18 protein-coding genes, 1 rRNA gene and 3 pseudogenes are annotated in these 25,652 nt (G+C 72.0%); 17 read left to right on the plus strand and 5 right to left on the minus strand.

Annotated features, from left to right (window positions below; all coding sequences use genetic code 11):
* The 3 genes and pseudogenes from rrf to IF11_RS41690 all read left to right on the plus strand — a co-directional run.
* A 5S ribosomal RNA gene (rrf, locus tag IF11_RS37985) occupies positions 1-96 on the plus strand; the annotation flags it as partial.
* 531 nt (positions 97-627) lie between these two features.
* Positions 628-1,188 (plus strand): annotated as a pseudogene (locus IF11_RS43435) (DEAD/DEAH box helicase); the annotation flags it as partial.
* Positions 1,189-1,422: 234 nt separating this feature from the next.
* Positions 1,423-2,220: a tetratricopeptide repeat protein gene (locus IF11_RS41690; RefSeq protein ID WP_037728958.1), complete on the plus strand. Its 798-nt coding sequence runs from the start codon at positions 1,423-1,425 to the stop codon at positions 2,218-2,220.
* A 73-nt stretch (positions 2,221-2,293) separates the two neighbouring features.
* Here the strand turns inward: IF11_RS41690 and IF11_RS0129950 are convergent, their stop codons facing one another.
* Positions 2,294-3,571 (minus strand): DUF1015 family protein, encoded by a 1,278-nt coding sequence (locus tag IF11_RS0129950; protein ID WP_030354900.1) that lies wholly within the window; start codon positions 3,569-3,571, stop codon positions 2,294-2,296.
* Positions 3,572-3,643: 72 nt separating this feature from the next.
* Between IF11_RS0129950 and IF11_RS0129955 the strand changes: the two genes are divergently transcribed.
* Positions 3,644-4,699 (plus strand): HAD-IIA family hydrolase, encoded by a 1,056-nt coding sequence (locus tag IF11_RS0129955; RefSeq protein WP_030354901.1) that lies wholly within the window; start codon positions 3,644-3,646, stop codon positions 4,697-4,699.
* Positions 4,700-4,710: 11 nt separating this feature from the next.
* Here the strand turns inward: IF11_RS0129955 and IF11_RS0129960 are convergent, their stop codons facing one another.
* Positions 4,711-5,601 (minus strand): siderophore-interacting protein, encoded by an 891-nt coding sequence (locus tag IF11_RS0129960; protein ID WP_030354902.1) that lies wholly within the window; start codon positions 5,599-5,601, stop codon positions 4,711-4,713.
* Positions 5,602-5,666: 65 nt separating this feature from the next.
* Between IF11_RS0129960 and IF11_RS0129965 the strand changes: the two genes are divergently transcribed.
* Positions 5,667-6,482, plus strand: coding sequence for an ABC transporter ATP-binding protein (locus tag IF11_RS0129965; protein WP_030354903.1), 816 nt, complete (start codon positions 5,667-5,669; stop codon positions 6,480-6,482).
* A gap of 30 nt (positions 6,483-6,512) precedes the next feature.
* Here IF11_RS0129965 and IF11_RS0129970 read toward each other — a convergent pair whose 3' ends face one another.
* Complete coding sequence (locus IF11_RS0129970) at positions 6,513-6,860, minus strand: SCP2 sterol-binding domain-containing protein (RefSeq protein ID WP_030354904.1); 348 nt, start codon at positions 6,858-6,860, stop codon at positions 6,513-6,515.
* A 42-nt stretch (positions 6,861-6,902) separates the two neighbouring features.
* Here IF11_RS0129970 and IF11_RS40490 point away from each other — a divergent pair, with 42 nt between their 5' ends.
* The 6 genes from IF11_RS40490 (at position 6,903) to IF11_RS0130000 (ending at position 13,200) form a co-directional block, all read left to right on the plus strand.
* On the plus strand, positions 6,903-7,244 hold the full coding sequence (locus tag IF11_RS40490) for a hypothetical protein (RefSeq protein WP_078490998.1): 342 nt from the start codon (positions 6,903-6,905) through the stop codon (positions 7,242-7,244).
* Between the two features lie 36 nt (positions 7,245-7,280).
* Entirely contained in the window at positions 7,281-8,096 is an 816-nt protein-coding gene (locus IF11_RS0129980) for a TlyA family RNA methyltransferase (protein ID WP_030354906.1), read from the plus strand.
* On the plus strand, positions 8,093-8,998 hold the full coding sequence (locus IF11_RS0129985; RefSeq protein WP_030354907.1) for an NAD kinase: 906 nt from the start codon (positions 8,093-8,095) through the stop codon (positions 8,996-8,998). Before IF11_RS0129980 ends, IF11_RS0129985 begins: the two co-directional genes overlap by 4 nt.
* 172 nt (positions 8,999-9,170) lie before the next feature.
* Positions 9,171-10,925 (plus strand): DNA repair protein RecN, encoded by a 1,755-nt coding sequence (gene recN / locus IF11_RS0129990; RefSeq protein WP_030354908.1) that lies wholly within the window; start codon positions 9,171-9,173, stop codon positions 10,923-10,925.
* 243 nt (positions 10,926-11,168) lie between these two features.
* Positions 11,169-11,936, plus strand: a complete 768-nt coding sequence (locus tag IF11_RS0129995) for a hypothetical protein (protein ID WP_030354909.1) — start codon at positions 11,169-11,171, stop codon at positions 11,934-11,936.
* Positions 11,937-12,111: 175 nt separating this feature from the next.
* Entirely contained in the window at positions 12,112-13,200 is a 1,089-nt protein-coding gene (locus IF11_RS0130000) for a glycosyltransferase family 4 protein (protein ID WP_030354910.1), read from the plus strand.
* 18 nt (positions 13,201-13,218) lie between these two features.
* On the opposite strand, the pseudogene IF11_RS37140 reads toward IF11_RS0130000, so the two are convergent.
* Both IF11_RS37140 and IF11_RS0130010 read right to left on the minus strand, forming a co-directional pair.
* A pseudogene (locus IF11_RS37140) lies at positions 13,219-14,696 on the minus strand (PucR family transcriptional regulator).
* 115 nt (positions 14,697-14,811) lie between these two features.
* A complete protein-coding gene (locus IF11_RS0130010; RefSeq protein ID WP_030354911.1) occupies positions 14,812-16,638 on the minus strand; it encodes a glycoside hydrolase family 15 protein in 1,827 nt (608 codons plus the stop codon).
* 415 nt (positions 16,639-17,053) lie between these two features.
* Between IF11_RS0130010 and IF11_RS0130015 the strand changes: the two genes are divergently transcribed.
* The 6 genes and pseudogenes from IF11_RS0130015 (at position 17,054) to IF11_RS0130040 (ending at position 25,626) form a co-directional block, all read left to right on the plus strand.
* Positions 17,054-18,772, plus strand: a complete 1,719-nt coding sequence (locus IF11_RS0130015; RefSeq protein WP_051746361.1) for a CTP synthase — start codon at positions 17,054-17,056, stop codon at positions 18,770-18,772.
* A 98-nt stretch (positions 18,773-18,870) separates the two neighbouring features.
* Positions 18,871-19,497 (plus strand): NUDIX domain-containing protein, encoded by a 627-nt coding sequence (locus tag IF11_RS0130020; protein WP_030354913.1) that lies wholly within the window; start codon positions 18,871-18,873, stop codon positions 19,495-19,497.
* A gap of 756 nt (positions 19,498-20,253) precedes the next feature.
* Positions 20,254-22,252, plus strand: a pseudogene (locus IF11_RS0130025) (AAA family ATPase).
* A 155-nt stretch (positions 22,253-22,407) separates the two neighbouring features.
* Positions 22,408-23,523 carry an alanine dehydrogenase gene (gene ald, locus IF11_RS0130030; RefSeq protein WP_030354915.1) on the plus strand — a complete coding sequence of 372 codons (1,116 nt, stop codon included), beginning with the start codon at positions 22,408-22,410 and terminating at the stop codon, positions 23,521-23,523.
* A gap of 382 nt (positions 23,524-23,905) precedes the next feature.
* Positions 23,906-25,027, plus strand: a complete 1,122-nt coding sequence (locus IF11_RS0130035) for a ParA family protein (protein WP_030354916.1) — start codon at positions 23,906-23,908, stop codon at positions 25,025-25,027.
* Positions 25,024-25,626, plus strand: a complete 603-nt coding sequence (locus tag IF11_RS0130040) for a hypothetical protein (protein WP_030354917.1) — start codon at positions 25,024-25,026, stop codon at positions 25,624-25,626. Before IF11_RS0130035 ends, IF11_RS0130040 begins: the two co-directional genes overlap by 4 nt.
* Positions 25,627-25,652: the final 26 nt, after the last annotated feature.

Below are 25,652 nucleotides of genomic sequence, written 5' to 3' on the forward strand. Positions count from 1 at the left end.
GAAACGCCCGGTTACATTCCGAACCCGGAAGCTAAGCCTCACAGCGCCGATGGTACTGCAGGGGGGACCCTGTGGGAGAGTAGGACGCCGCCGAACAATCTTTCATGGACCCGTGGTCCAGCGTTCACGCTGGATCACGGGTCTTTTTTTGTTTCCACCCCTTTTCACCCGAAGCGCATCGGAAGGCCGACTGCGCGAGAATGACTGCGGTACCCGAAGACAGGAGCCCAACCGATGTCCCCCAACTCCTCCGACGACCGTCCTGAGCGCGATCAGCGCCGCAGGGACAGCGGTGACCGGGGCGGCTTCCGCGGAGGTCGTGACGATCGCGAGCGCGGACCGCGGCGTGATGATCGGGACCGTGGTGGTTTCCGTCGTGATGACAACAACCGCCGTGATGACAATCGCGGTGGCGGGTATCGCGGTGCGCGTGACGACCGGCCGAGCGGCCCCCGTCGCGATGACCGCCCCGGCGGTCCGCGTCGTGAGGACGATCGTGGTGGTCGCCCCAACGCCGGTTCCAGCGGAGGCGGTTACGGCCGCCGGGACGACAGCCGTGGTGGCCGGCCTACCGGTGGCAGCGGTCGGCCTTCCGGTGGCGGTGGCGGCGGATACGGACGTCGTGACGACCGTCCGAGCACTCCGCGTCGTTCTGACGACCGTGGTGGCTTCGGGCGTCGGGATGACCGCCCTGCCGGTCCGCGTCCTGATGACCGTCGCGATGACCGTCCGTCGGGTCCGCGTCGTGATGACCGGTCCGGTGGTTTCCGTCGTGATGACCGGCCCAGTGGTCCTCGCCGGGACAGCGACCGCGGTGGATTCCGCCGCGACGACCGGCGCGATGACCGCCCTGCCGGTCCGCGTCGGGATGACCGCCGCGACGACCGTCCCGCGTTCCGCCGTGATGACCGGCGTGATGACCGTCCGTCGGGTCCGCGTCGCGATGACCGTCCGAGCACCCCGCGTCGTGACGACCGGTCCGGTGGTTTCCGTCGTGATGACCGGCCCAGTGGTCCTCGCCGGGACAGCGACCGTGGCGGATTCCGCCGCGACGACCGGCGGGACGACCGGCCGGGCGGCTTCCGTCGGGATGAACGTTCCTCCGGACCGCGTCGTGACGACAGTCGCGGTGGCCGTCCGACCGGTGGCAGTGGCGGCGGTTACGGGCGTCGGGACGACCGTCCCAGTGGCCCGCGCCGTGATGACCGGGGCGGGCGTCCCAGCAGCGGTGGCGGTGGCGGCTACGGGCGTCGCGACGACCGGGGCGGGGACCGCGGCGGATACCGGGGCCGTGACGACAGTCGCGGGGGCGGCTACGAGCGCCGGGACGACCGGGACCGCGACCGCGAGCCCATCAAGCGGCTGCCGATCCCCGAGGACGTCACGGGCGACGAGATCGACAAGAGCGTTCGGCAGGAGCTGATGAGCCTGCCCAAGACGCTCGCCGAGGATGTCGCCAGGAACCTCGTCATGGTCGCGAAGCTGATCGACGAGGACCCCGAGCAGGCCTACGCGTACTCCCGTATCGCGCTGCGGCTCGCCTCCAGGGTCGCCGCCGTACGCGAGGCCGCCGGCTTCGCCGCGTACGCGACGCAGAAGTACGCCGAGGCGCTGGCCGAGTTCCGGGCGGCGCGGCGGATGACCGGAGGCGTCGATCTGTGGCCCGTCATGGCGGACTGCGAGCGCGGCCTCGGCCGTCCCGAGCGTGCGATGGCGATGGCCGGTGAGCCCGAGGTGCAGAAGCTCGACAAGGCCGGCCAGGTCGAGATGCGGCTCGTCGCGGCCGGGGCGCGCAGGGACATGGGGCAGATCGACGCCGCCATCGTGACCCTGCAGAGCCCCGAGCTGGCCTCGAACTCCGTGCAGCCGTGGACCGCGCGGCTGCGGTACGCGTATGCCGACGCCCTGCTGTCGGCCGGGCGTGAGGACGAGGCGCGGGAGTGGTTCGGCAAGACGATCGAGGCGGACAAGGACGGGGCGACGGATGCCTCGGACCGTCTGGCCGAGCTGGATGGCGTCGAGTTCGTCGATGCCTTGGGTGAGGACGAGGACGAGCCCGGCACCGTGGTCGAGACCGGCGTCGGCGGCGGCGTCGAGGCCGAAGCCGAGGCCGATGTCGATGTCGACGGCGACATCGACGAGGACATCGACGACGAGATCCAGGCCGAGGTCGAAGCCGACAACAAGGCCGACGACAAGGACAGCCACGACAAGGGCTGAGTGACGAAACGTGTGGGCGGCATCCCGGCCGGGGTGCCGCCCACACGTATGTCGGGCCAGGGCCGGATCGACGTCAGCCGAGAGCCAGGCTCCGCAGCACCAGCCCCGTCGCCGGCTTCGGGCCGAAGGACGTCGACTTGCGCGGCATCGTGACGCCCTGGAGCGCCAGCTCCCGTACGACGTCCTCGCGTACCGGGTGCATCAGGACCGCCGTGCTGCCGTCGTGTTCCGCCTTGCTGACGGCCGCCTCGGTGTCATGGATGTAGGCGATGTGCTCCGGGGCGTCCGGGATTCGCCAGATGTGGTCGAGCAGCGTGGCATGGAGGACCGTCGCGTCCAGGCTCCGCCAGGCCGCCGGCCGGTCGGCCGGGACCGTACGCGCGAGCAGGCTCGGATCCGGCCGGTCGACCAGCTGGAACCGGCCGTCCCCGGCGAGCAGGAACGCGTTGCCCGAGGCGGCGGCGTCGGCCAGCGCGTCGAGGGCCTCGGGCAGCGGCCCGTCGACCGTACGGATCCGGAAGGAGCCCGCGAGCGCCGCCACCGCCCGGTCGACAGGAAGCCCGTGCAGCAGCCGGTGGATGGAACGGACCTGGAGCGGGTAACGGGCTGTGTCGATCAGCAGCACCAGACCGTAGCCCCAGGGCCCGGGGACCGGGTGCTCGTCCCGCAGCCGCAGATACGTCGCCCAGCGGTGATGACCGTCGGCGATCAGGGCCTGGTGGTGGGCGAGGTCATCGGTGATCTCCGCGAGGTCTCCGGGGTCGGTGACCGACCACAGCCGGTGGCTGAAACCGTCCTCCGTGGTGGTGGCGAGGAGCGGGGAACGGCTGATGGTGCGCTCGATGACAGCCGCCGCGCCGCTCGTCTCGTCCCCCTTCCGGTAGGTCAGCAGCAGCGGTTCCAGATTGGCCGCCGTCGTCCGCATCAGGGCCGCGCGGTCCGCCACGACATCCGGCATCACGTCCTCGTGCGGCAGCACGATGCCGTCCGCCGGGGCGGAGAGGGCCAGGGCCCCGATGACCCCGCGCTGGAGCAGCTCGCCCCTGCGCTGCTCGTACACGTACAGCGCGGGCTCCGGATCCGGGGCGAGGACGCCCTCCGACAGCCACTCTTCCAGCGTCGACGCCGCCTGGCGGTGGCGGTCCGCGGGGGTGGTGGCCTGCGGCAGGATCAGCCGGACGATGTTGTGCGGATCCGCCGACTCCAGATGGTGCAGCCCGTCCGGCCTGACGACCACGTCGTACGGCGGCGAGGTCACCGCGGAGAGACTGCCGATCCGCTCGGGGACGTAGCGGAGTCCGCGGAACGGGATCAGCCGCAGCCCCTTGTCCGCGGGACCTGTTGTGTTCATGCGGGCATCGTATGTGCGGTACGGGGATGAGCGATGATCGGGGGGATGACCCGAACGAGGAGCGTAAGACGGATGAGCCAGCAGAGCAGGACCAGGCCGAGCGGGAGCACGACCGCGCTGAACGAGGCGTACGACACGGCTCTGCTCGATCTCGACGGGGTCGTGTACGCGGGCGGGGAGGCCATCGCGTACGCGGTCGAGTCGCTCAACACGGCCCGGGACGCGGGGATGCGGCTCGCGTATGTCACCAATAACGCCCTCCGTCCGCCGGACACCGTCGCCGCGCATCTGACGGAGCTCGGTGTGCCCGCCGACCCCGCCGATGTGATCACCTCGGCGCAGGCGGTGTCCCGGCTGATCGCCGAGCAGCTGCCGCCGGGGTCCAAAGTGCTGGTCATCGGCGGGGACGGGCTGCGGATCGCGCTGCGCGAGCGCGGCCTCGAACCGGTGGAGTCGGCCGACGACGATCCGGCCGCCGTGGTGCAGGGGTACGGGGGGCCCGATCTGGCCTGGGGACGGTTCGCCGAGGCGTGCTACGCGATCAACCGCGGCGTGCCGTGGTTCGCGTCCAATACGGATCTGACGATTCCGAGCGCGCGGGGGATCATGCCGGGCAATGGCGCGGCGGTCGAGGTCGTACGGATCGCGACGGGCGCCGAGCCGCAGGTCGCGGGGAAGCCGCTGCCCCCGATGCATCGCGAGACGATCCTGCGGACCGGGGCGAAGCGTGCGCTGGTCGTCGGGGACCGGCTGGACACGGACATCGAGGGGGCGTTCAACGGCGGGGTCGACTCGCTGCTCGTCCTGACCGGTGTGACGGACGCGGCGGAGCTGCTGACCGCCGAGCCCCAGCATCGGCCGACGTATGTGGACGCGGATCTGCGCGGATTGCTGACCGGTCAGCCCGAAGTCACCGATGTCACCGACGTCACGGGTGCCACGGGTGCCACGGGAGCCTTCGGCTGCGGTGGGTGGACCGCGTACGTCAGCGGTGGCGCGCTGGTGCTCGACGGGGACGGCGCGGCGCTGGACGGGCTGCGCGCGCTGTGCGCGGCGGCCTGGACGGACGCGGGTGACGGGTCCTGCACGCTGGACGCGGGCAAGGCGCTGGCGAAGCTCGGTCTATAGCTCGCGGGTGGCTACGCCTCTTCTCCGGCGCCCAGCAGATGGTCCTCGGAGGCACCCCGGCGCCAGTAGCCGGTGAACGTGACGGCCCTGCGGTCGAAGCCGCGCTCGCCGACGAGATGCCGGCGTACGGCCTTCACCGTCGCCGATTCACCGGCGATCCAGGCGTACGGGGTGCCCCCGGGCAGAGCGGCGGCGCGGATCGCGTCCGCGGTGGCGGGCGACGCGTGGTGGTCGCGGGTCAGCCAGACGATCTCGGAGGCGGCCTTGGTGGGGAGTTCCTGGCGGTCGGCCGGGTCATGGACCTCGATCCAGACCCGGGTCGGCATACCGGGCGGCAGGGATTCCAGGATCCCGGCGATGGCGGGCAGGGCCGACTCGTCGGCGGTCAGCAGGATCCAGTCGGCGCCGTCCGGGGGCCGGAAGTCATAGCCGGCGTTCTCCTCGACGACCGGTGCCAGTACGGCGATCCGGGCGCCGGGCCGGGCCGCTCGCGCCCAGCGCGTGGCGGGTCCTGACGCGGCGTCCACGGCCGTACCACCACAACCGCCGCCACAACCGGCACTGCTGCCTTCGCCGTTGCCCTCCGTACCGTGCAGGGCGAAGTCGATCACCAACTCATCCGGGTCACGGCGCAGTTCGCGCACGGTGTACGTACGCATGATGCCGCGTACGTCCGGATCGAGTTCGCGCCAGGCGTCGTACCAGTCGGACCGCGCCGGATCCGGCATGACCGGCTCGCGCTCGTCCGGCCGCGGCAGGAACAGCTTGACGCGCTGGTCGCGTCCGGCCGTGGCCATGCGCGCCAAGTCCGGGCAGCCCAGCACGACGCGGGCCATCGACGGGGTGACGCGCTCCGTGCGGAGCACCTCGGCGGTGAAGAACTGGAAGGGGGCGTCGGTCATGGGGCCTCTTCGCCTTTCCCTCAGCGAGATCGGTTGCGAGGGTAGGCTAACCTAACCTGATGACGATGCAGCGCCTCATCGCGGAATCGGTGACCCTCGGCTACGACCAGCGGATCATCGCTCGCGACCTGTCGGTCGAGATCCCCGACCAGTCGTTCACGGTGATCGTGGGACCGAACGCCTGCGGCAAGTCGACTTTGCTGCGCGCGCTTTCGCGGATGCTCAAGCCGTCCGACGGGCGCGTACTGCTGGACGGCGCGGCCATTCACTCCCTGCCCGCCAAGAAGGTCGCCAGGACCCTGGGGCTGCTGCCGCAGTCGTCCATCGCGCCCGACGGCATCACGGTCGCCGATCTGGTGGCGCGCGGGCGCTATCCGCACCAGGGGCTGCTGCGTCAGTGGTCGCCGGAGGACGAGCGGATTGTCGAGGAATCGATGGCGGCGACCGGCGTCGGTGAACTCGCCGGTCGCTATGTCGACGAACTGTCCGGCGGTCAGCGCCAGCGGGTCTGGATCGCGATGGCCCTCGCCCAGCAGACGCCGCTGCTGCTGCTGGACGAGCCGACCACCTTCCTCGACATCCAGCACCAGATCGATGTGCTCGACCTCTGCGCCGAACTGCACGAGACACAGGGCCGCACGCTCGTCGCCGTCCTGCACGACCTCAACCACGCGGCCCGGTACGCCACCCACCTCATCGCGATGCGCGACGGCCGGATCGTGGCCGAGGGCACTCCGGCGGACGTCGTCACGGCGGAGCGGGTGGAGGAGGTGTTCGGGCTGCGCTGCCAGGTCATCGACGATCCGGAGACCGGTACGCCACTGGTGGTGCCGGCGGGGCGGCGGGCGCGGCGGCCCGTAGCCGTCCCCTCGGGGAAGTGAACGCGGCCGGCAGGTCCTGGCGCGGATCCCTCAGAGCAGCGACCTCAGCCGCAGCAGATCGCGGAAACCGGCCTCCAGCCTGACCCGGCCCGAGCCCCAGGCGCGGGCGAAGTTCAGTTCACCGTCAACCAGCGCCACCAGGTCGTCGCCCGTCATGGCGAGTCTGATCTCGGCCTTCTCCCGTGGTGGTCCCTCCACGCTGTCGGTCACCACGATCCGGCCGTCCACCAGCCGGCCGGTGAACGTGACGTCCAGATCCGTGATGTGGCAGCTGAGTGAGCGGTCGAAGCCGGCCGCGGTGCGGACCTTTCCGTCCGCCTGCGCCAGATTGTCAGAGAGCTTGTCGAGTGCGCTGCGGCACTCCTCCGTCGTCGCCATCGCGATCGACGGTACCGCAGTGCTTCGCGGTAGCGTCTGGGCATGAGCGACTCGATGGCGGGCCCGGCCGGGCAAGGGTCCGGGCAACGGCCCGGGGAACGGTACGAGCGAGGGCCCGAGGAGCGGCACGAGCGGGAGCCGGAACGCGAGACCGGCGCGGCCGGACCCGGCGCCACCGACCCCGCGGCGCCCCGGCCCCTCGGCCTGGAGCGGGTCCCGACCGGCGACGCCGAGGTGGACACGCTGCTGACCCGGCTCGCGGACGCCGACCACCTCCCTGCGGACGGCCATGTCGAGGTGTACGAGGATGTACACGGGGGCCTGCGCGACGCACTGACCGCGCTCGACGCCCAGGGGCCCCGGGGGCAGCCGACGCCCCGCTGACTTCTCCCGCGTACGACCACAGGAGCTGAACCGAACGTGGCTGGACTGGCACGCCGCCGTCTCGATGCCGAGCTGGTACGCCGTAACCTCGCGCGCTCGCGTGAGCACGCGAGCCAGCTGATCGCCGCGGGCCGGGTGACCGTCGGCGGCACCACCGCGACCAAACCCGCCACCCAGGTGGAGACCAGCGCCGCCGTCGTCGTCACCGAGGACGACGGCGATCCCGACTACGTCTCGCGCGGCGGGCACAAACTCGCCGGAGCGCTGGCCGCCTTCGTACCGCTCGGCCTTGAGGTCGCCGGCCGGCGGGCGCTCGACGCCGGCGCGTCCACCGGCGGTTTCACGGATGTCCTGCTGCGGGCCGGAGTCGGCCATGTCGTCGCGGTGGACGTCGGTTACGGCCAACTCGCCTGGTCGCTGCGGAGCGATGAACGCGTCACCGTCAAGGATCGTACGAACGTACGTGAGTTGACGCTCGAAGCGATCGAAGGGGAGCCCGTGGATCTGATCGTGGGGGATCTGTCGTTCATTGCGCTGGGGGTGGTGCTGCCCGCGCTGGTGCGCTGCGCCGCCCCGGACGCCGATCTCGTACTGATGGTCAAGCCGCAGTTCGAGGTGGGCAAGGAGCGGCTGGGCAGCGGAGGGGTCGTACGGAGCCCCGAACTGCGCGCCGAGGCCGTACGGACCGTGGCACGGCGCGCCGGTGAACTCGGCCTCGGGGTAAGGGGAGTCACCGCCAGTCCGCTGCCGGGGCCCTCCGGAAATGTTGAGTATTTTCTGTGGCTCAAGGCCGGAGCACCCGAACTGGATCCGGCCGATGTCGACCGCGCAGTGGCGGAGGGACCCCGTTGACGTCGAACGCAGAACGCACCGTATTCCTGCTGGCCCACACCGGCAGACCAGCGGCGATCCGCAGCGCGGAACTGGTCGTGAACGGACTGGTACGCAGCGGTCTGCGCGTACGGGTCCTGGCGACGGAGGCGGTCGACCTGCCGCTGCCGGAGTCCGTGCAGACGGTCCCCGACGCCACCCCGGCCGCGCTCGACGGCTGCGAGCTGCTGATCGTGCTCGGCGGGGACGGCACGCTGCTGCGCGGCGCCGCGTTCGCGCGGGCCTCGGGCGTCCCGATGCTCGGGGTCAATCTGGGCAGGGTCGGCTTTCTCGCCGAGGCGGAACGTGACGATCTGGACAAGGTCGTCAACCGCGTCGTCACGCGCTCCTACGAGGTCGAGGAGCGGATGACCATCGATGTCGTCGTGCGCAGCAACGGCGATGTCGTCCACCGGGACTGGGCGCTCAACGAGGCGGCCGTACAGAAGGTCTCACCGGAGCGGATGCTCGAAGTCGTCCTGGAGATCGATGGGCGGCCGGTCACCGCGTTCGGCTGCGACGGGATCGTCTGCGCCACCCCCACCGGCTCGACGGCGTACGCCTTCTCGGCCGGCGGGCCGGTCGTCTGGCCGGAGGTCGAGGCGCTGCTGATGGTGCCGATCAGCGCGCACGCGCTCTTCGCGAAGCCGCTGGTGACCTCGCCGACCACGGTGCTGGCGGTGGAGGTGCAGGCGAACACCCCGCACGGGGTGCTGTGGTGCGACGGGCGCAGGACCGTGGAGCTGCCGCCGGGAGCGAGGGTGGAGGTACGGCGCGGAGCCGTCCCCGTACGGCTGGCGCGGCTGCATCACGCCTCGTTCACCGACCGGCTGGTGGCCAAGTTCGCGCTGCCGGTGTCCGGCTGGCGCGGGGCGCCGCACTGACGGGACCGGCCGGCGGCGTGACTGGCAAGATTGGCCGGGCCACCATGACATAGGGGTGTTTCCGGGTGGATTCGGTACGTATCACTCAGGCCGCGCGCCGCCCGGACACTGCCCGGTCGAGGGAATCGGGGGTGGGGTCCGTCGCGCGCGGCCTCCCGGACCTCGTATGGTCATGACCGTGTTGGAGGAGATGCGGATACGGTCGCTCGGAGTCATCGACGACGCGGTCGTCGAGCTGTCACCCGGCTTCACGGCGGTGACCGGTGAGACCGGCGCGGGCAAGACCATGGTCGTCACCAGTCTCGGACTGCTGCTCGGCGGACGCGCCGATCCCGCCCTCGTGCGGATCGGCGCGAAGTCGGCGGTCGTGGAGGGGCGGATCACCCTCGCCGCCGGTGCTCCGGCGACCCTGCGCGCCGAGGAGGCGGGGGCGGAGCTGGAGGACGGGGCGCTGCTCATCAGCAGAACCGTCTCGGCGGAGGGGCGCTCGCGCGCCCATCTCGGCGGGCGCTCCGTGCCCGTGGGCGTCCTGGCCGAGCTGGCGGACGACCTGGTCGCGGTGCACGGCCAGACCGACCAGCAGGGGCTGCTGCGGCCCGCTCGGCAGCGCAAGGCGCTCGACCGGTACGCGGGCGACGCGGTCGCCGTCCCGTACGCCGCGTACACGGAGGCGTACCGCAGGCTGCGCGCCGTCGCCTCGGAGCTGGACGAGCTGACCACCCGGGCCCGTGAGCGCGCCCAGGAGGCCGATCTGCTGCGCTTCGGGCTGAACGAGATCGGGGCGGTCGAGCCGAGGGCGGGGGAGGACACCGAACTCGCCGCGGAGGCCGAGCGCCTCGGCCACGCGGAAGCGCTCGCGTCCGCGGCCTCCGTCGCGCACGCCGCGCTCGCCGGCAACCCCGAGGACCCGGAGGGCGTCGACGCGACGACCCTGGTCGGGGGCGCGGGCCGGGCGCTGGAGGCCGTACGGTCCCACGACCCCGCGCTGGCCGGGCTCGCAGAGCGGATGGGCGAGATCTCCATCCTGCTGGCGGATGTGGCCGGTGAACTCGCCGGATACGCGGACAATCTGGACGCCGATCCGCTGCGGCTGGCCGCCGTGGAGGAGCGCAGGGCCGCGCTCACCGGGCTGACCCGCAAGTACGGCCAGGACATCGCCACCGTCCTGGCCTGGGCCGAGGAGAGCAGCGCGCGGCTGACCGAGCTGGAGGGCGACGACGAACGGATCGGCGAGCTGACGGCCGAGCGTGACGCGCTGCGGTCCGAGCTGTCCGTGCTCGCGCAGGCGCTGACCGACGCGCGTACGGCGGCGGCGGCGCTCTTCGCGCAGGCCGTCACGGCCGAGCTGGCCTCGCTCGCCATGCCGCACGCGCGCGTCTCGTTCGACATCCGCCAGACCGAGTCCGCCGACGAGGCGGACGGCGTCGAGGTCGGCGGGCGCGCGGTGGTGTACGGGCCGCACGGCGTCGACGAGGTCGAACTGCTGCTGGCCCCCCACCCGGGCGCCCAGCCCCGGCCGATCGCCAAGGGCGCGTCCGGCGGTGAGCTGTCGCGGGTGATGCTCGCGGTGGAGGTGGTCTTCGCGGGGTCGGATCCGGTGCCGACGTATCTCTTCGACGAGGTGGACGCGGGCGTCGGCGGCAAGGCGGCGGTCGAGGTCGGCCGGCGGCTGGCGAAGCTGGCCACCTCGGCGCAGGTGGTCGTGGTCACGCACCTTCCGCAGGTCGCCGCCTTCGCCGACCGGCAGCTGCTGGTCGAGAAGACGGTGGACGGCTCGGTGACGCGCTCCGGGGTGACGGTCCTGGAAGGCGAGGACCGGGTACGGGAGTTGTCGCGGATGCTGGCGGGCCAGGAGGACTCGGAAACGGCGCGGGCGCACGCGGAGGAACTGCTCGCCACGGCGCGCGGTGCCGCCTCCGGCGGCTAGGGGTACGGATTGGCGCCGCACGCCACGGCCTAGGGCCTGTCTTCAAAGTAGCGCCGTCCGCCCGAAGGGCGGGCCCGGCGCCCGCCGCGGCAGCGGCCAGATGTCGCCGCGGTGCGTGCGATCGCAAGGCGGAGGGGCTCCCCAGTACGGGACGTACTGGGGTGATCCCGACAATGCCGCGAGCGTGCGTGCCGGGCGTCGCCGGGCAGGCGGGACTTTGAAGACAGGCCCTAGGCTGACCGCATGGCAGCCAGGGGCGGCAGGACCGCCGCGTTCGTCACCGCGCTGGGGGTCACGCGCGCCGTATACGAAGTGCTCCGTGAACGGGCGCCCGGAGGCCTGGAGTTCGGGCGGCGTACCAACTACGCCGGGCGCACGGTGGATCTGTACGCGGGCCCCGCGACCGCCCTCGGCGCCGCCGCCGGGGCCGCCGTCCCGGCCGGTGCGCGGGGAGCCGTCGTGCTGGCCGTGCTCGCCGCCGCGGCCTGCAGGGCGTACGACGACCGGGCGGGCGCCGGTGATCCGCGCCGGGGCTTCCGGGCGCATCTGACTGCCCTGCGCGCCGGAGAGATGACCAGCGGAGCGGTGAAACTGCTGGGCATCGGGGCCGCCGCGCTCGTCGCGGGCGGGCTGCTCAAGGAGCGGCCGGTCGACCGGATCCTGGCCGGCGTGGTGATCGCCGGCAGCGCGCACTGCGTCAATCTGCTGGACGTACGCCCGGGACGGGCCTGTGCCGGGGTGCTCGCCCTCGGCGCTCCGGGCCTGCTTCGGCGCGGTACGGCGGGGGCTCTGGCGGCCGTGCCCGTCGGCGCCGCCGCCGCCGTCATCGCCGACGATCTCGCCGAGCGTACGATGCTCGGCGACACCGGCGCCCACGCGCTCGGCGCGGCTCTCGGCGCCGCGGTCGTCGCGGGCAACGGCTGGGCCGGGCTGGCGGTTCACGCACTGGGCGTTGTCGCCGCGACGGCGTACGGTGACCGGGTCGGCCGACGCGCGTCCTCACCCATGTGAGTGATCCGGGCGCCGAGTTGAGGCGCCGGACACACGAACGACGCCCCGGCGGTGCCGGAACGTGCGTACGGACTGGCATCCTTGGCGCAGCGACTCTCGGGCGTCCGGGCCGCGCCGCTCCGGACACCCTGACCGTCCCTCAGTCCCCCATTCCCGATCCAGGAGCCTTGACCACGTGACACAACTGCGTACGGTCCAGGTACTTGGCGGCGGCAGTGCGGGCAGCAGCGCGCACGTACGCTCGTTGGCGGCCGGCCTGGTGGCCAGGGGAGTGCGGGTGACGGTGTGCGCCCCCGCCGAACTCGACCGCGCCTACGACTTCCGCGGCGCCGGGGCGCGGCACGTACCCGTACCCCGACGCAGTGATCCGGCGGCCGTCGCGGCTCTGCGGGCGGCCTGCGCCGGCGCGGACGTGGTGCACGCGCACGGCGTGCACGCCGCCGTACGGACCGCGATCGCGCTCGGCGGATTGCGCGTCCCGCTGGTCGTCACCTGGCACTCCCGCGCGCATGCCGAAGGGCCGCGCGGCCGGCTGCTGCGGCTGATGGAGCGAAGGGCCGCCAGAGCGGCGGCCGTTGTGCTCGGCGCCTCCTCGGAACTGGTCGACCGGGCCCGGGAGCGAGGGGCCCGCGACGCCCGTCTCGCTTCGGTCGCGGTGCCCGCGCCCCACTGGCCCGCCGACGGTCCCGAGAACAAGTCGCGCGCCGAACTCGGCGCGGTCGACCGCCCGTTGCTGATGGCCGTCGGAAGTCTCGTACCGGACAAGGGGTACGACACGCTGCTGGACGCGGCCAGGACCTGGCGTCGCCTCGACCCCATGCCGCTGGTCGTCATCGCGGGCGAGGGACGGGAGCGCGCCAGGCTCCAGCGCCGAATCGAGAACGCGGAGTTGCCCGTACAGCTCATCGGCCGCCGCGACGACATCTCCGAACTCCTCGCCGCCGCCGATGTCGCGCTGCTGCCCAGCCGCTGGGAGGCCCGCTCCGTGCTCGCGCAGGAGGCGCTGCGGCTCGGGGTGCCGCTGGTCGCCACGGCGGTCGGCGCCGTTCCCGAACTGGTCGGCGACGCGGCGGAACTCGTACCGTACGGGGACGCGGCGGCCCTCGCGGACGCGGTGATACGACTCCTCGCCGATCCCGAGCGCCGCCAGGAACTCGCCGCGGCGGGCCGGGCGCAGGCGACGAGCTGGCCGACGGAGGACGAGACCATCGCTCAAGTGCTGTGCGTCTACGACGAGTTGACGCAGCCCCAGCGATTCCGCTGAACCAGGAGCCCGGCCGCGTCAGAGCGTGTGGCGCCTCGCCCGCAGCGCCAGGCTCAGGGCCAGTACCGTCTGCGGATCGTCCAGGTCCGTGCCGAGCAGCTCCGCGATCCGCGCCAGCCGGTTGTAGAGCGTCTGGCGGTTGAGATGCAGCTCGCGCGCCGTCTCCGCCTTGCGGCCCGCGTGGGCGAGATAGACCTCAAGGGTCGGCAGCAGCGCGGGGCGTGAGGTGCGGTCGTGCGCGCGCAGCGGGCCGATCGCGCGGTCCACGAAGGCCGCCAGATCGGGGTGTTCACGCAGCCGCCACAGCAGCAGATCGATATCCAGCCGGCGGGCGTCGTACCAGGCGCGGTCCGGCAGCCCCTGGGCCGCCGTCGCGGTCTCCGCCGCGTGCCGCAGCCCCGCGCTCGCCGCCGCCCAGCCGCCCGCGACACCGACGACGACCACCGGCGGCCGCGCCCCGGGACGCTCCAGTCCGGCCCGCTCCACGCCCGCGCGCAGCGCCGTCGCGACCCGGTCGGCCACCGCCGTACGCTCGGACTCGGTGCGCAGCCCCAGCAGCAGCGGCACCCGCCCCTCCACGGGCCGTACGCCCAGCAGCACCGGCACCCCCACCGACGACAGCTCCTCCAGCACGGCCCTGGCCAGCAGCGCCCAGTTGCCGGACGGTCCGGACGGGGCCGACTCGGGGGCCAGCCGCATCACCATCGGCAGCAGCGGCCCCTCACCCGGCTTGAAACCCAGCACCTTCGCCTGCGCGGGCGCGTCCTCGGCGAGGATCCGGCCCTCCGCGAGATCTGTCAGAAAGTCGCCACGGCCACGCGCCGCGAGCTCCTCCTCCTGGCGGGCCTGCATCAGGACGACCGCCAGGATGTCCGCCGCGCGCTCGGCCGCCAGCCGGTGCACCGGCAGCGGCGGCGCCGATACGGCGGGCAGCACCAGCCGCGCCCGTACCGCCCCCGTGCCGTGGCCGCCGCCGGGCACATCCACCAGCACCGCCCCGGCGGGGCGCCCCGCCGCCGGGGCCGCCCCCGCCCCCCGGAGCCGCCCCCACATCCTCAGCGGGGCCGAGGGGGGGGCGGGGGGGGGGGGGCCCCCCGCCGGGGCGGTGCTGGTGGATGTGCCCGGCGGCGGCCACGGCACGGGGCGCGGTGCAGCTGCACCAGCGGCAGCCCGGCCGCCCGCGCCGTCTCCACGATCGTCGCGGGCAGCCGGTCGAACCGGGACCCCAGCTCCACCACCAGCGCCGCGATCCCGCGCTCGGCGAGCCGGCGCACGAAGACCCGCTGCTCGGCCGGGCGGCTGCCCAGCCCGAGCCCCGTGGTGAGCAGCAGCTCGCCGCCCTTGAGCAGGGACGCGATGTACGGCACCTCGCCCGCGTGCACCCACCGCACCGTACGGTCCAGCCGGTCCGCGCAGGCGACGACCTCGGGCAGGCCGGCCCGGAGCCCGGGCAGCTCAAGGGCCCGCCGCACGGTGATTCCGCCCTGACTGTCCATGACGCCGGAGGCTACTGGAAAAGCGCGCGGGGCCCGGACCACGGCAGATTACCCACCGTCGTCCGGGCCCCGGAGTCGCGGGGACCACAGGAGCCACGAGGGCCCCGGGCGGGCATCAGCCGCCGTACGCCCCCGAGGCCGTCAGCCTCAGCGCCGTGTCGATCAGCGGGACATGGCTGAACGCCTGCGGGAAGTTCCCCACCTGGCGCTGGAGCCGGGAGTCCCACTCCTCGGCCAGCAGTCCCAGATCGTTACGGAGCGCGAGCAGCTTCTCGAAGAGCTTCCTGGCCTCGTCCACCCGCCCGATCATCGCGAGATCGTCGGCGAGCCAGAACGAGCAGGCCAGGAACGCGCCCTCGTCGCCCTCCAGACCGTCCACCCCGGCTTCCTCGCCCGAGGTCGGGTACCGCATCACGAAGCCGTCCTCCGTGGACAGCTCCCGCTGGATCGCCTCGATCGTGCCGATGACCCGCTTGTCGTCCGGCGGCAGGAAGCCCATCTGCGGAATGAGCAGCAGTGACGCGTCCAGCTCCTTGGAGCCGTACGACTGCGTGAAGGTGTTCCGCTCCTTGTCGTACCCCTTCTCGCAGACATCGCGGTGGATGTCGTCCCGCATCTCGCGCCAGCGCTCCAGCGGCCCGTCGGCGTCGCCCGACTCGATCAGCTTGATCGTGCGGTCGACCGCGACCCAGGCCATCACCTTCGAGTGCACGAAGTGCCGGCGCGGACCGCGCACCTCCCAGATGCCCTCGTCCGGCTGGTCCCAGTGCTTCTCCAGATACTGGATCAGCTTGAGCTGGAGCACCGAGGCGTAGTCATTACGGGCCAGACCGGTCATATGCGCCAGATGCAGCGCTTCGGTGACCTCGCCGTACACATCCAGCTGGAGCTGGTGCGCGGCGCCGTTGCCGACCCGGACCGGGCCCGACTGCTCATAGCCGGGCAGCCAGTCGAGCTCCGCCTCGCCCAGCTCGCGCTCGCCCGCGATCCCGTACATGATCTGCAGATTCTCCGGGTCACCTGCGACCGCGCGCAGCAGCCACTCGCGCCAGGCGCGGGCCTCCTCGCGGTAGCCGGTGCGCAGCAGCGAGGAGAGCGTGATCGCGGCGTCGCGCAGCCAGGTGTAGCGGTAGTCCCAGTTCCGTACGCCGCCGATCTCCTCCGGGAGAGAGGTCGTCGGCGCCGCCACGATCCCGCCCGTCGGCGCGTAGGTCAGCGCCTTCAGCGTGATCAGCGAGCGGACCACCGCCTCCCGGTAGGGGCCGTGGTACGTGCAGTGCTCGACCCATTCACGCCAGAAGTCGGAGGTCGCCTCCAGCGAACCCTCGGGGTCGGGCAGCGCGGGCGGCTGCCGGTGCGAGGGCTGCCAGCTGATCGTGAACGCGATCCGGTCGCCCGGCGCCACCGTGAAGTCGGAGTACGTCGTGAGGTCCTTGCCGTACGTCTCGGCGTCCGTATCCAGCCAGACCGAGTCGGGCCCCGCGACGGCGACCGTGCGGTTGTCCACCTTGTGGACCCACGGCACGACCCGCCCGTAACTGAACCGCATCCGCAGCGCGGACCGCATCGGCACCCGTCCGCTGATGCCCTCCACGATCCGGATCACCTGCGGAGCGCCGTCACGCGGCGGCATGAAATCGGTCACTCTCACGGTGCCGCGGGGGGTGTCCCACTCCGATTCGAGAATCAGTGAGTCTCCGCGGTAGCGGCGCCGAGTGGCCCGCGGCGGCACGGAACCCGCGGGGTGCGCAGGTCCCAGCCGCCAGAAACCATGCTCATCGGTGCCGAGCAGAGCCGCGAACACGGCATGCGAGTCGAAGCGGGGCAGGCACAGCCAGTCGACTGTGCCGTCCCGGCAGACCAGGGCAGCGGTCTGCATGTCTCCGATGAGTGCGTAATCCTCGATGCGCCCGGCCACGTGCATCTCCAGTCGAACGGCCATGTCCGCCCCGTGGGGCGCGTACTTCGGTCAAGGGTCGTTGACGAGCTCTATTTCCGGGAAATCGGGCGGGGATGGTGCCGATGCCGGCCGGACTCGGCAGCGAATGTTTGAGCAGGATACGACGCACGACGGGGCTCTGCGCCACGGTCCCGACAACATCGGTCCGCCGAACGGGTAGGCCAAGGGTGACTGTGGGGAAAAAGGCTGACTCGGGGGAAAGGCTCATCGGATGCGGGTGGCGGCGCGTGGCCGGAAGCACCCTCCCTTCGGCGCTGATACCCTGGTAGCCCGTGGACCGGTGGACTCCCTGCGACGCAATGGGGCCCCGTACCCGCAGCGACGGAAGTCCCTTCAGTCTTCGACCGGGACACCGGCACGCACCTCAGACCGCGACCACGGGAGCCCCCTCTTGGCCATGCCGAACCGATCCACGACATCCTCGACGACCAAGCACCTCTTCGTCACCGGGGGTGTTGCCTCCTCCCTCGGCAAGGGCCTGACCGCCTCCAGTCTGGGCGCGCTGCTCAAGGCGCGTGGTCTGCGGGTCACCATGCAGAAGCTCGACCCGTATCTGAACGTCGACCCGGGCACGATGAACCCGTTCCAGCACGGTGAGGTATTCGTCACCAACGACGGAGCCGAGACCGACCTGGACATCGGCCACTACGAGCGCTTCCTCGACGTGGACCTCGACGGCTCGGCCAATGTCACCACCGGCCAGGTCTACTCGCAGGTCATCGCGAAGGAGCGGCGTGGTGAGTACCTGGGCGACACGGTCCAGGTCATTCCGCACATCACCAACGAGATCAAGCACCGCATCCGGCGCATGGCGGCCGACGATGTCGATGTGGTCATCACGGAGGTCGGCGGCACGGTCGGCGACATCGAGTCGCTGCCGTTCCTGGAGACCGTCCGCCAGGTGCGCCACGAGGTCGGCCGCGACAACGTCTTCGTCGTGCACATCTCGCTGCTGCCGTACATCGGCCCCTCCGGCGAGCTGAAGACCAAGCCGACCCAGCACTCGGTCGCTGCCCTGCGCAACATCGGTATTCAGCCGGACGCGATCGTGCTCCGCGCCGACCGCGACGTACCGACCGCGATCAAGCGCAAGATCTCGCTGATGTGCGATGTCGACGAGGCGGCCGTGGTGGCCTGCGTGGACGCCAAGTCGATCTACGACATCCCCAAGGTGCTGCACACCGAGGGCCTGGACGCCTATGTGGTGCGCAAGCTGGATCTGCCGTTCCGCGATGTGGACTGGACGGTCTGGGACGATCTGCTGGACCGCGTCCACAACCCCGACCACGAGGTCACCGTCGCGCTGGTCGGCAAGTACATCGACCTCCCGGACGCCTATCTCTCGGTGACCGAGGCGATCCGCGCCGGCGGCTTCGCGAACAAGGCGCGCGTCAAGGTCAAGTGGGTCACCTCGGACGACTGCAAGACCCCGGCCGGCGCCGCCAGGCAGCTGGCCGACGTCGACGGGATCCTGATCCCCGGCGGCTTCGGCGAGCGCGGGGTCACCGGCAAGGTCGGCGCCATCCAGTACGCCAGGGAGCACAAGGTCCCGCTGCTGGGGCTCTGTCTCGGCCTCCAGTGCATCGTCATCGAGGCCGCGCGCAATGTCGCCGGGATCCCCGACGCCAACTCCACGGAGTTCGACTCCGGCACCGCCCACCCGGTGATCTCCACGATGGAGGAGCAGCTCGCCTATGTGGAGGGCGCCGGAGACCTGGGCGGCACGATGCGGCTCGGTCTCTACCCGGCGAAGCTCGCCGAGGGCTCGATCGTGCGCGAGGTCTATGACGACCAGCCGTATGTGGAGGAGCGCCACCGCCACCGCTACGAGGTCAACAACGCGTACCGCGCGGAGCTGGAGAAGAAGGCCGGGCTGGTCTTCTCGGGCACGTCCCCGGACAACAAGCTGGTCGAGTATGTCGAGTACGCGCGGACCACGCACCCGTATCTGGTCGCCACCCAGGCCCACCCGGAGCTGCGGTCCCGGCCGACCCGGCCGCATCCGCTCTTCGCCGGGCTGGTGAAGGCCGCGGTCGAGCGCCGGCAGGCCGCGCGCGCCGGCGCGGACCAGGGCGGGCAGCGGACGCCGGTGGAGCCGGTGACCGCCCAGTCCTGAGCAGTTCTCCAAGCGATACGGTGGAAGCCGGGGCACGGGTCTTTCGGGACCTGTGCCCCGGTTTCCGCTTGTGCGCCACTGTGTGGGAGGACGCTTTCATGACGATCAAGGACGCCCCCGAGGAGTGGCGGGTCACCGCCACCTCGACGCCCTTCCGCGGCAACAAGACCAGTGTCCGTACGGATGATGTGGTCATGCCCGACGGTACGGTCGTGTCGCGCGACTACCAGGTCCACCCCGGATCCGTGGCGATCCTCGCGCTGGACGACGCGGGCCGGGTCCTTGTACTGCGCCAGTACCGGCACCCCGTCCGCCAGAAGCTCTGGGAGATCCCGGCCGGTCTGCTCGATGTGCCGGGCGAGAATCCACTGCACGCCGCCCAGCGCGAGCTGTACGAGGAGGCGCACGTCAAGGCCGAGGACTGGCGGGTGCTGACGGACGTCTACACCACGCCGGGCGGCTGCGACGAGGCGGTACGGATCTTCCTCGCCCGCGGCCTGTCGGAGGCGGAGGGCGAGCGCTTCGAAGTCTCCGAGGAGGAGGCGGACATGGAGCTGGCCCGGGTGGAGACGGCGGAGCTGGTACGGGGTGTGCTCGCCGGGGAACTGCACAACAACTGCCTGGCGGTGGGGGTGCTCGCGCTCACCGCGGCGCTGGCGGGCGACGGTATCGAGTCGCTCCGGCCGGCCGAGGCGCCCTGGCCCGCGCGTCCGTTCGAATCCTGAATCGGTCCTGAACCGGGGCCTCTGCGCCCGGGCGTCGGATGATTCTCCAGTCTGAAAAAATGCTGATCCGATTGGGGGACATATCGGCCACGCTCTACCGTTCTCGTCGCTGAGAGTGAACTACGCTCGTACCGCCCGTGCGGAGACCCGCCGGGCTCGGCTCGTGCGCAGGCGGACGGAGCGTGGCCCGTGACGGATCAGGCGGTGGATGTGAGTGGCCCCGGCCGTCCGGGCGCCGGGGGAAAGCGCGGCAGCACCCGGAGCGGGAAGCCAACCGCCGTGGGAGCGAGTGAAACTGACGGGCCGTCGGACAAGCGGCGGAGCCGTTCCACATCGGCCGCCGAGAAGCGGGCGGCAGCGGGTTCCGAGACGAAAGGTACGGCCCGGGTGAGTGTCCCGGAGGATCCCGAGGACGCGATCGACGCCGTGAGCACGAGTGGTACGGCCAGGCCGGCGCCGGACGGTGTGACGGAGCGTGGTGACACGCGGCAGGCGGTGTGCGTGGGCACGCGCACGGACGTATCAGACCTGGCGGACGGTTCCGACGGACCCGCCGGTCCGGTCCCGGCGGAGACCGGCCCCGGGGACGGCGCTCCGCGGTCCGGGCAGGGGGATCCGCCGTCGGGGCCGGGTGGTCTGCCGTCGGGACCCGGAGCCGGGTGTCTCTCCCCGGTCATTCCCGCCGAGCCGGCCGTCCCCCCTCCCGATCTCACGCGGCCGGTCGAGCCGCCGCCCCCCTCCGCCCGGACGGGCCCCGTGGGACCGCCGTCCGACGAGCGGGCGTTCTTCGGCAGGCAGCGGGAACTCAAGGCCTTGCGCGGCGACATCGAGCGGGCCGGGCTCAACACGCTCTCCGGCCGCAAGGAGCCGCGCGCCCGGGTGCTGCTGATCGCGGGCCGGCCCGGCTCGGGCCGTACCGCGCTGGCCGAGGAGCTGACCCGCCAGCTGCGCGGCGGCTATCCGGACGGTGTCGTACGGACCCGGCTCACCGAGCCCGGCGGCGAGCCGGTGCCCACCGAGCGCACCGCGCGCGAGATCCTCAACGCGTTCGGCCTCGCCACCCCGCCCGGCGCGGGCGAGGACGAGCTGTCCGAGATGGTGCGCGAGGCGCTCTCCGCGCGGCGGGTGCTGCTGCTCCTCGATGACGCCGTCGACGCCGAGCAGGTCGATCCGCTGGTGCCCGACAACCCCGACTGCCTGGTGGTCGCGGTCGCGCAGGGCCCGCTGACCGGGATCCCCGACGTCCGTCCGTGCACGCTCGGCGGGATGGACGCCAAGGCCGCCATCGAGCTTCTCGGCCGGTTCACCGGCGCCGTCCGGATCACCGTCGATCCGCAGGCCGCCGAGTCGCTGGCCGAGGAGTGCGGGGGGCAGCCCTCCGCGCTCGTGCTGGCCGGCGGCTGGCTCGCCGCCCGGCCCACCGCGTCCGTCGCCGATGTGACCAAACAGCTGCGGGCCCTGCCCCACGACTGGGACCGGCCCGTCGGCGAACGGCCGCTCGCGCGCGCCTTCCATCTCGTCTACGAGACCCTGCCGTCGCCCGCCGCCCGGATACTGCGACTGCTCGCCCTCGCCCCCGCGGGCCTCGCCGACGCGCACACCGCGTCCGCGCTGGCCGGCTGTTCGGTCTCGGCCGCCAGGACCACACTGGACGATTTCGCCGCCCGGGGACTGCTCCGGGCGGTCGACACCGAGCAGTACGAGGTCCCCGGCTGTCTGGTCCCGCTGCTGCGCGCCGTCATGGAGGAGCACGACCGGCCCGCCGAGGTGCAGCTCGCCCGCGCGCGGATGCTGGAGCGGAGCGTACGGCTGCTCCAGTCCTGCCGCGCCGTCACCGACCCCGACGGCTCCCCGGCCCGCAAGAAGCTGGCCGAACTGCCCCGCGCGCTGCGCTTCCCGAACGCCGCGGCGGCGGCCGGATGGCTGTGCGCGCGACAGCCCGCGCTGCTGGCCTCCGCCCGGCTCGCGGTCGCCGACGGTGAGCTGGACACGCTGGCCAGGCGGCTGGTGGCCGCGCTGGTCAGGGCGCTGGCCGCGCACCGGGGCACCGAGGCGGCGGCGCCCGAGCTGTACGGGCTCCATCAGCTGGTGCTCGATATCGCCGAGCGGCGCGAGCTGCACCGCGAGCAGGCCGCCGCGCTGCTGAACATCGGCGATCTGGACGCTCAGACCGGCCGTACGCAGGACGCGCTCGCCCGCTACCGCGCCGCGCTGGACGCGGGAAGGACCGCGAACGATCTCTACGCCACCGGCCGCGCGATGGAATCCGTAGGCGGTGCCTACCAGGATCTGCGGGACTGGCAGCGGGCCGCCGACTGGTACGGCAGGGCGCTCGCGCAGCGGCTGAGCCGGGGCGAGCGCGCCGACGAGGCCCGGCTGTACGGCCGCCTCGGCACCGTCTTCACCTACGCGGGGCTGTACGGCGAGGCGCTGCGCAACTGGCGGGCCGCCGCCGCGGGCTACCGCAGGCTGCGCGATCTCCCGGGCCAGGCGCGGGCGTTGAGCGAGGCGGCCCGGGTCCAGGAGTACGCGGGCCGGCCGCAGGAGTCGCTGCGCACCTGCCAGGAGGCGGTCGAGTGGGCGCGGCTGGCCGGGGACGAACGGCTCCAGGCCGCGCTCCAGCTCAGGCTGGCCGACACCCTGGACCGGCTCGGCGATCCGACCGCGGCGAGGCTGCACCGGGCCACGGCCGATCGTCTGCTGGAAACGGAGGGAAAACACCTACGAAATCCGTAGCGCTTCGGCTGGGGATTGATGCTTTGCAAGGCTAGACACCAACAAATCCTTCATTAAACTGGCTACGCCGCACCCCCCGCGGCGTCTGCCCGTGCGCCACGCGTGCCCGGGTATGTATGGGATCGCCCCTGGACATCCCCCGGACATCCCCTGAGCCAAGGACCGTGATCTGCCGTGTTGGTCGGTATCCCCCGCGAGGTCAAGAACAACGAGTTCCGGGTGGCCATCACCCCGGCCGGCGTCCATGAGCTGGTACGCCAGGGGCATGAGGTCGTCATCGAGCGGAACGCCGGCTCCGGCTCCTCGATCACGGACGAGGAGTTCGACGCGGCCGGCGCCCGGATACTGGCCACCGCCGACGAGGTCTGGGCCGCCGCCGATCTGCTGCTGAAGGTCAAGGAGCCGGTCGCCGAGGAGTACCACCGGCTGCGCAAGGGCCAGACGCTGTTCACGTATCTGCACCTCGCCGCCTCCCGCGCGTGCACCGACGCCCTGCTGGACTCCGGCACCACCGCCATCGCGTACGAGACCGTCGAGACCGCGAACCGCGCGCTGCCGCTGCTCGCCCCGATGTCCGAGGTCGCGGGCCGGCTGGCGCCGCAGGTCGGCGCGTACCACCTGATGCGCTCGGCCGGCGGCCGGGGCGTGCTGCCGGGCGGTGTGCCCGGTACGGCGGCCGGCCGGGCCGTCGTCATCGGCGGCGGTGTCTCGGGCTGGAACGCCACGCAGATCGCCGTCGGTATGGGCTTCCATGTGACGCTGCTCGACCGGGACATCAACAAGCTGCGCGAGGCCGACAGGATCTTCGGCACGAAGGTCCAGACCATTGTCTCCAACGCCTTCGAACTGGAGAAGGCGGTTGTCGAGGCGGACCTCGTCGTCGGGGCCGTTCTCATCCCCGGCGCGAAGGCGCCGAAGCTGGTCACCAACGAGCTTGTCGCCAAGATGAAGCCCGGAAGTGTACTTGTCGACATTGCGATTGATCAGGGCGGCTGCTTCGAGGATTCGCGGCCGACGACGCACGCCGAGCCGACCTTCCGGGTCCATGACTCGGTCTTCTACTGCGTGGCCAACATGCCGGGCGCCGTCCCGCACACCTCCACGTACGCGCTGACCAACGCCACGCTGCCGTACATCGTGGAGCTCGCGAACCGCGGCTGGCTCGACGCGCTGCGCCGGGACCCGGCGCTCGCCAGGGGCCTCAACACCCATGAGGGCCAGGTCATTTACCGCGAGGTCGCCGAGGCCCATGGGCTGGATCACGCCGAATTGGCCGCGCTTCTGGGCTGATGTGTCAACGCGCTTCGTCAACATCGCGCCAGCGGCCGGATCTTGCGCAGCGAGGTCCGGCCGTACGCGTGTCCGGTGGCCGCCGAACGGCGGGTCAACACGCCTCGAACGTAATGCTTTCAACCGTTTCGCGCGTCGGCGAAACATGCCGGGCACGCCTTGGTGAGAGGCTTGTGCGCCCTTGACAGAGAGGTGTTCCGTTGCCGACACATCGGGCCGGGTCCGGCGGATTGTGTTGCTGCGAAGCGGTGACACGCCATAGAGTCGCCAACCGTCGGCATGGTGCCACGCTGACCTATCGATAAGTTTCCTGGTCCCGTCCAAGGAGGTAAGACGACTTGTGAATGAGTCGACATTTACTCCCGGGGGTGGTCAATCAGGAATGCCTGTGAGGAGCCAGAGCCCGTCGTCCGGGCTCAAGGCTGTCGGCTCCGTAGCGGTCCGCACCTTCGCCACCCACCAGCACATGACGACAGCCCACCAGATGATGGACGGCCAACACGTGAACGCCATGGCCGGCAACGAGGGTGGCCGAGAGTCCACTCCATTCGCCGACTACGACGAAGTGCCCGAGGGGCACTTCTACGACCCCGACGCCGAGTACGAGCCCGACCCCGAGTACGCGGCCACCCTCGCCCCCGACGCCGCCCGCCAGCGTCGCGAGCGGATCGGCCCGACCGGGCGTCCCCTGCCGTACTTCCCGATCCCGGGCCCGCTCACCGACCACGGCCCCGCGAAGATCATCGCGATGTGCAACCAGAAGGGCGGCGTCGGCAAGACGACGTCGACCATCAACCTGGGTGCCGCGCTCGCGGAGTACGGCCGGCGTGTGCTGCTCGTCGACTTCGACCCGCAGGGAGCCCTGTCGGTCGGTCTCGGTGTGAACCCGATGGAGCTGGACCTCACCGTCTACAACCTGCTCATGGAGCGGGGCATGGCGGCCGACGAGGTGCTGCTGAAGACCGCCGTGCCCAACATGGACCTGCTGCCGAGCAATATCGATCTCTCGGCCGCGGAAGTGCAGTTGGTGAGCGAGGTGGCGCGCGAGTCCACGCTCCAGCGGGCGCTGAAGCCGCTGATGCAGGACTACGACTACATCGTGATCGACTGTCAGCCCTCGCTCGGTCTGCTGACCGTGAACGCGCTGACCGCCGCGCACAAGGTGATCGTGCCGCTGGAGTGCGAGTTCTTCGCGCTGCGCGGGGTGGCGCTGCTCACGGAGACCATCGAGAAGGTCCAGGAGCGGCTCAACCCCGAGCTGGAACTCGACGGCATCCTCGCCACGATGTACGACTCCCGTACGGTGCACAGCCGTGAGGTCCTCGCGCGCGTGGTCGAGGCCTTCGACGATCACGTCTACCACACGGTGATCGGGCGGACCGTACGCTTCCCGGAGACCACGGTCGCCGGTGAGCCGATCACCACGTACGCCTCGAACTCCGTGGGCGCCGCCGCGTATCGCCAGCTCGCCAGGGAGGTGCTCGCCCGGTGTCACGCCGAGTGAGTCTGCCCGGGGCCGACGAGCTGTTCCGTACGACCGGGGGCATGGCGCTGCAGTCCTCCTCGCCGGCGGACCGGCGCAGGAACGCCAACGGCGAGCCCCGGGTGCCCGCTCCGGCGGGCGAGAGCGATCCGTCCGGCGACGCGGCGGGCGCCGCCTCCTCCACCGCGGTGGAGGAGCACTCCGCCGCCGGTACGGACGCCCAGGCGCCGTCCCGGAGCCGGACCGCCGACGCGGAGCAGGCCGCCTCCGCGGTGAAGGGACGACGGCCGCAGGAGGCCGCTTCCGCGTCCTCCGCGGGCCAGGGGCAGGGTCAGGGCCAGCCGGGGGCCGCCGGGCCGCAGGGCGGGCAGCAGCGCCGCCGGGGACGTGGCGCCAACCGCCGCCCCAGCGGACGCGAACGGCACGACGAGAAGATCACGGTCTATGTCTCGGCCGAGGAACTGATGGACCTCGAACACGCGCGGCTCGTGCTGCGCGGTGAGCACGGACTCGCCGTGGACCGCGGCCGGATCGTCCGCGAGGCCGTCGCCGTGGTCCTCGCCGACCTCGAATCGCGCGGCGACGCGAGCATCCTCGTGCGGCGCCTGCGCGGGCGCTGAAGATAGCCTGCGCGGGCCGCCACTCC

This window comes from Streptomyces scopuliridis RB72 (genome assembly GCF_000718095.1).
Lineage (GTDB): Bacteria > Actinomycetota > Actinomycetes > Streptomycetales > Streptomycetaceae > Streptomyces > Streptomyces scopuliridis.

What these genes read in the sequence shown, in the direction of transcription:
- IF11_RS41690 (WP_037728958.1), top strand. Translation starts at nt 1,423, where the DNA reads ATGAGCCTGCCCAAGACGCTCGCCGAGGATGTCGCCAGGAACCTCGTC.
- IF11_RS0129950 (WP_030354900.1), bottom strand. Translation starts at nt 3,571, where the DNA reads ATGAACACAACAGGTCCCGCGGACAAGGGGCTGCGGCTGATCCCGTTC.
- IF11_RS0129955 (WP_030354901.1), top strand. Translation starts at nt 3,644, where the DNA reads ATGAGCCAGCAGAGCAGGACCAGGCCGAGCGGGAGCACGACCGCGCTG.
- IF11_RS0129960 (WP_030354902.1), bottom strand. Translation starts at nt 5,601, where the DNA reads ATGACCGACGCCCCCTTCCAGTTCTTCACCGCCGAGGTGCTCCGCACG.
- IF11_RS0129965 (WP_030354903.1), top strand. Translation starts at nt 5,667, where the DNA reads ATGCAGCGCCTCATCGCGGAATCGGTGACCCTCGGCTACGACCAGCGG.
- IF11_RS0129970 (WP_030354904.1), bottom strand. Translation starts at nt 6,860, where the DNA reads ATGGCGACGACGGAGGAGTGCCGCAGCGCACTCGACAAGCTCTCTGAC.
- IF11_RS40490 (WP_078490998.1), top strand. Translation starts at nt 6,903, where the DNA reads ATGAGCGACTCGATGGCGGGCCCGGCCGGGCAAGGGTCCGGGCAACGG.
- recN (WP_030354908.1), top strand. Translation starts at nt 9,171, where the DNA reads ATGACCGTGTTGGAGGAGATGCGGATACGGTCGCTCGGAGTCATCGAC.
- IF11_RS0129995 (WP_030354909.1), top strand. Translation starts at nt 11,169, where the DNA reads ATGGCAGCCAGGGGCGGCAGGACCGCCGCGTTCGTCACCGCGCTGGGG.
- IF11_RS0130010 (WP_030354911.1), bottom strand. Translation starts at nt 16,638, where the DNA reads ATGGCCGTTCGACTGGAGATGCACGTGGCCGGGCGCATCGAGGATTAC.
- IF11_RS0130015 (WP_051746361.1), top strand. Translation starts at nt 17,054, where the DNA reads ATGCCGAACCGATCCACGACATCCTCGACGACCAAGCACCTCTTCGTC.
- IF11_RS0130020 (WP_030354913.1), top strand. Translation starts at nt 18,871, where the DNA reads ATGACGATCAAGGACGCCCCCGAGGAGTGGCGGGTCACCGCCACCTCG.
- IF11_RS0130035 (WP_030354916.1), top strand. Translation starts at nt 23,906, where the DNA reads ATGCCTGTGAGGAGCCAGAGCCCGTCGTCCGGGCTCAAGGCTGTCGGC.